The sequence below is a fragment of the Moorena sp. SIO2C4 genome (assembly GCF_010672485.1).
In the GTDB taxonomy this organism is placed as follows: domain Bacteria; phylum Cyanobacteriota; class Cyanobacteriia; order Cyanobacteriales; family Coleofasciculaceae; genus Moorena; species Moorena producens.
The window spans coordinates 1-4,653 of record NZ_JAAHGN010000593.1; the positions used below are offsets into that span (position 1 = coordinate 1).

Annotated in this window: 4 protein-coding genes and 1 pseudogene; 3 read left to right on the forward strand and 2 right to left on the reverse strand. The window is 43.6% G+C overall.

What is annotated here, in order from left to right:
* Positions 1-159: 159 nt before the first annotated feature.
* Positions 160-618 (forward strand): annotated as a pseudogene (locus F6K20_RS25175) (RNA-guided endonuclease TnpB family protein); the annotation flags it as partial.
* Between the two features lie 70 nt (positions 619-688).
* On the opposite strand, the gene tnpA reads toward F6K20_RS25175, so the two are convergent.
* Positions 689-1,090: an IS200/IS605 family transposase gene (tnpA, locus tag F6K20_RS25180; protein WP_008191833.1), complete on the reverse strand. Its 402-nt coding sequence runs from the start codon at positions 1,088-1,090 to the stop codon at positions 689-691.
* Positions 1,091-1,242: 152 nt separating this feature from the next.
* Between tnpA and F6K20_RS25185 the strand changes: the two genes are divergently transcribed.
* Both F6K20_RS25185 and F6K20_RS25190 read left to right on the forward strand, forming a co-directional pair.
* A complete protein-coding gene (locus tag F6K20_RS25185; protein ID WP_229414783.1) occupies positions 1,243-1,785 on the forward strand; it encodes a hypothetical protein in 543 nt (180 codons plus the stop codon).
* A gap of 9 nt (positions 1,786-1,794) precedes the next feature.
* On the forward strand, positions 1,795-2,451 hold the full coding sequence (locus tag F6K20_RS25190; RefSeq protein WP_081431932.1) for an IS200/IS605 family accessory protein TnpB-related protein: 657 nt from the start codon (positions 1,795-1,797) through the stop codon (positions 2,449-2,451).
* Between the two features lie 44 nt (positions 2,452-2,495).
* Here the strand turns inward: F6K20_RS25190 and F6K20_RS25195 are convergent.
* Positions 2,496-4,653 (reverse strand): sucrose synthase (locus F6K20_RS25195; protein WP_287296457.1); only part of this gene is annotated, 2,158 nt, incomplete at its 5' end.

The window sequence follows — 4,653 nt, forward strand, 5'->3', positions numbered from 1 at the left end:
CAAAACACGGAAAAAAAACGACCGCTCCGGACAAGATGGAAACCCGTTCTAGAGGTACCAATGACAATGGTTCCTATAATGAGGAGCCGTATGATGCGAAAGTATCACGTACGGTTCTGAAGACGAGTCGGTGGGGCGACTCACCGGCTTAGTTTAATTGTAGGACAAAAAGAGCTGTATCGTCATAATACTTGGCTTAGAGCTGAGTATCCCTTTGTAAAAGACTTGAACTCTCACGCATGTCAAGCTTCGGTCGAAAGAGCTTATAGCTCAATCGCTAGATTTTACGATAAATGCAAAAAGAAAGCCCCCGGTAAAAAGGGATATCCCAAGTTCAAAAATTTCTCCCGATTCGGCGTAGCCGACGCTGCGCGAACAGTTGAATACAAGACATCAGGGTGGAAATTATCAGGGGATGCTAAGTCGATAAACTTCTTAGACAAGAAAGGTATCGGGAAACTGAAACTGAAAGGGACTTGGGAGTTGTGGCGTTACGATTCGGCAAAGCCGACGCTACGGAAAAGCTAACCCGCGCGGGTTAGATTGGTTCGCCGTGCAGATGGCTATTATGTTCAGTTGTGTATAAAGGAATCTCTAGAACCTTCTCATAAAAATCTAGATAGCAGGAAACCCCGTGTCTTTAGACCGGGGAGGAATGCTCACAGTGGCTAAAGCCACCTAAGAGAAACTATCCATGATGAGGATCATTAATGTATCTTTGGATAGTTTCAATGCTAACCTTACCTGCCGTTGAGAAGAAATAACTGTTAGTCCAAAGAGATGGAAGTTTCTTTAGATCAGGAAACTCTTTTCTTAGGTAGTTGGCGCTTCTCCCTTTGAAAGCCCTTACGACTTGATATATCGCATCTGTGGGATTGATTTCGACGAATAAATGGATCTGGTCTGGTGCTACTTCAAGAACTTTGATATTCCAATTTTTATCTAGAGCTATCTCAGCGAATATTTCGTAAATTATATCTCGAATTTTATCCACAAGTACTTTTTTGCTTTTCGGGAACCATACAAGGTTAACAGTACAAATACCCACTGCGTGATTGTAATGCCTATATCCAAAACTATTCTTTATCAATTTATTTGACTTCCGGACTTGCTGTTGTTATTAATGTAGTTTTTTATAAAAATAACGACAACTTAATATGAGATCGATAATGGCTAAAACCAATAAACAGATAGGGGTGCAGCAAATAAATATTGTTGCACCTAGATCAAGAGACAGAAGCGATGGTTGAGTATCTTTGCCGCCAATCAGGCAAGCTCTACAATATGGGGGTTTACTCTGCCCGGCAAATCTTCTTTAAGACAGGCCGATTGCTGACAGGTAAATTCGACTTGATATACGAAGAAAGCATAGGAAAAAACTTAATAGCTAAGTCGCTTCCTTCAACACCAGCACAACAAACGTTATTAAGCGTAACTGAAAGCTTTAAAGGCTACAATAAACTAAGAGATATTTGGTTCAATGGGCAATTACAAAGCAAACCAAAACCTCCTGGATATCTCAAAGGAGCGAAACTGTTCAAGGTAAGTTACCCTAACTCGGGCGGCCAGAAGCCCAAGGTTATAAATGGTAATCTCAGATTTGCCCTTGGGCTGACTGTAAAAAGGTGGTTTGACATTAAATATTTTGAAATTCATTTCCCTACTAACCTAGAGGGTATAAAAATAAAGGAATGGACTATTTTGCCCAAAAATGGAGCTTTCTACTTAGAGATTTCCTATGAGCTTCTTGAATGGTACAAAGGCACGCAATTAAACAATAAATAAGCCCTTTCTATAGATTTCGGAACCGCTGACAATTTAGCAGCCTGTGTTGATACACTAGGGAATTCTTTTCTCGTTGACTCCCGAGCCATTAAGGCTTACAACCAGCTTTGGAATAAGCAAGTATCGACAAGAAAAGAAGGAAAGTCCCAGGACTATTGGGATGAATGGCTTGATCGAGTTACCCGTAAACGGAATCACAGAATTAGAGACGGGATAAACAAGGCAGCTAAACTTATCGTCGATCACTGCTTAAAAAATTCCATTGGCACAATTGTAGTGGGCTGGAATGAAGGCTTTAAAAGTAGGGCAAAAATGGGGATAATAAACAATCAAAAGTTTGTTCAAATTCCTCTTGGAAAGCTCAAAGATAGACTTGAGCAACTATGCCAGATCCATCCCATTCAATTAGAGATAACAGAAGAAGCATACACCAGTAAGGCTAGCTATCTCGACGGAGACTCCCTGCCTGAGTTTGGACAAAAACCGAACGGGTGGAAAGCGTCAGGAAAGCGTCTTAAACGTGGTCTTTACAAAAGTGGTGATGGTTCAATTGTAAATGCCGATTTAAACGGTAGTGCAAACATTCTTAGAAAAGTAGCTAGAAAGCTAGACATTGATCTTAGCCGACGCTCGTTGACGGCCTTTGACGACCGTAGCAAGGATTAGATTGTGGGAGCTACCTCAGTCTAGCCTGTTAGCAGAATCCCCGTCTATGCACGAGCGGGGAGTGTCAAATGCTCCTCCAAAAGCTTTTTAGCCCGAGGCTTATAAATCAGATGGAACAGTGCCTCTAGATAACGCAGCATATCCTCCTGGTTTGCCTTAGACGTATAGTTCCAGAAGCCATAAATCCGTGCTAAGGATAGTAACCGTGTAGTGTGGATTTTCCAGGTATAGGTGCTGTAGACTCGTTCTATGCCCTGATTGGAAATTTCCTCCCAGTACTGGGGATTTTCCTCACACTTAGTCACAAAATCCAGGATTTTCTGAGCCATTTCCTCCTGGTTAGTAGGGTTAATCAGGATACCATTGACCTTATCCTGAATAATCTCCAACGGTCCACCAAATTGGGTACCAAAGGTTGGCAAACCAGAAATCATGGATTCCAAAATTGTTAGACCAAAGGCTTCAAATAGCGCTGGCTGCACAAAAATACCATGACGGTCAGCAATCACCCGATACACTTCACCAGAGTCACTCTTTGACAAGCGCACCCCTAACCAGCGGATCTTGCCGTAGAGATTATACTCCTCAATAATCTGGTAAAGCTTGATAATTTCTGCCTTTTCTTCGCTGTCGCTGGAGTCTTCAGTGCGCAAGTTACCCGCAATTAAAATCAAGTTACAGCGTTCCTGCAACTTTCGACTCTTACCAAAGCACTCCGCTAATCCAGTCAGGTTCTTAATTCGGTCAAGACGAGCCATGGAAAAAATCGGGCGCTTGTTAGGATAATCCAGTTTGCCAAAGACCTGGGCCTCGTCGTCTAGGGTAAACAAGAATTCATCCAACCGCTTAATATCACTAGCTACTCGCCCTTGAGTGCGGGTGTAGGGGAAGAAGACGGTTTCATTTACCCCCGGTGGTACTACATTAAACTTCGGAGAGAATAACTCAATGCCATTAATCACATGATACAGGTCTGGCATAGTGAAATTCTGGTAAGACTCATACTGACCCACACTATCAGCAGTACCCACAATCTCCTGATAGGTACTGCTGATAATAAAATTAGCCGCATTCATGGCAATTAAATCAGCAGTAAATTGCAGGGAGAAGTGGTACTGCTGTTCTGAGTCTTGCCAGTACAGGTTACTAAACAGGTATTTGGACTTTTCTAGGGCATGGGCAATATTGCACTGGGTAACTTTCAACCGTCGCGCCAGCAGGAAGGCTACTAGATTGCCATCGGAATAGTTTCCTACAATCAGGTCAGGACGACCTTGGAATTCTGCTAGCAGTTCCTTTTCGGCATCGATGGCGTAGGTTTCTAGGTACGGCCAAATCTCAAACCGAGAAATCCAATCCTGGGTAACTTTGGGATTGAACTCTCGAAACGGTACCCGTAAAATCCAGGCATTTTCTGTACCCTTAATTTTCTCTAACCGTTCATTACACCGAGTTCCATCATTGTTGGGGATTAAGCGGGTGAGAATGATCACCTTAGGCTGAATGTTTAATCCCGCCAGAGTCAGGTTTTCTTGCAACTGCTTTTCTAAACTCTTGGCTTGGTCAAGGACATATACCACTTGACCCCCTGTATCTGGACGCCCTAATACACCTTCTTGTCCAAACCAGCCGTGAACCGATACCAGGACAATCCGGAAAATCATTGGGATGCGGGAGAGGAACTGTTCCAATGCCCTATCATCGGGTTCATCAATCAATTCATCCAGCATTGCCAAGGTTTCCCGCACTCGACTAGCAGTGTTTCCCCAGCCTGGTTCAAAACCCATCTCTTGCAGCTTAAAGCGGAATTTATCATAGGATTCGCTGTCTGGGCGATCGCTTACAAATTCCAAAGCCAACTTCACCTGCTCTGACAGTTGCTGGTGATTGTGAATGCGCTCGTTAATCAGGAGCTGGTTTCCATGGAAATGACGCACTTTCAAGAAACCGTACAACGACTCCAACCACTGCTCAGGGTCTTGAAACAGTTTACTGGAGAGATAGCGGTTTAGGAAGCGGACTCCCTTGCCAATATTCTTGGGATCGCGAATGAGTGGGATGTAGTCATAAAACGGATGAAAATCCAGCTGGAGAACCTCCCCGACCTTGGGGTTGTAGCGATTGACAAAGCGATCGCCTATATCCAGCAGTTCCTCTGGTGTCACCTCTTGCGCCCTCAAGTCTTCAAACAGACGGAAAGCT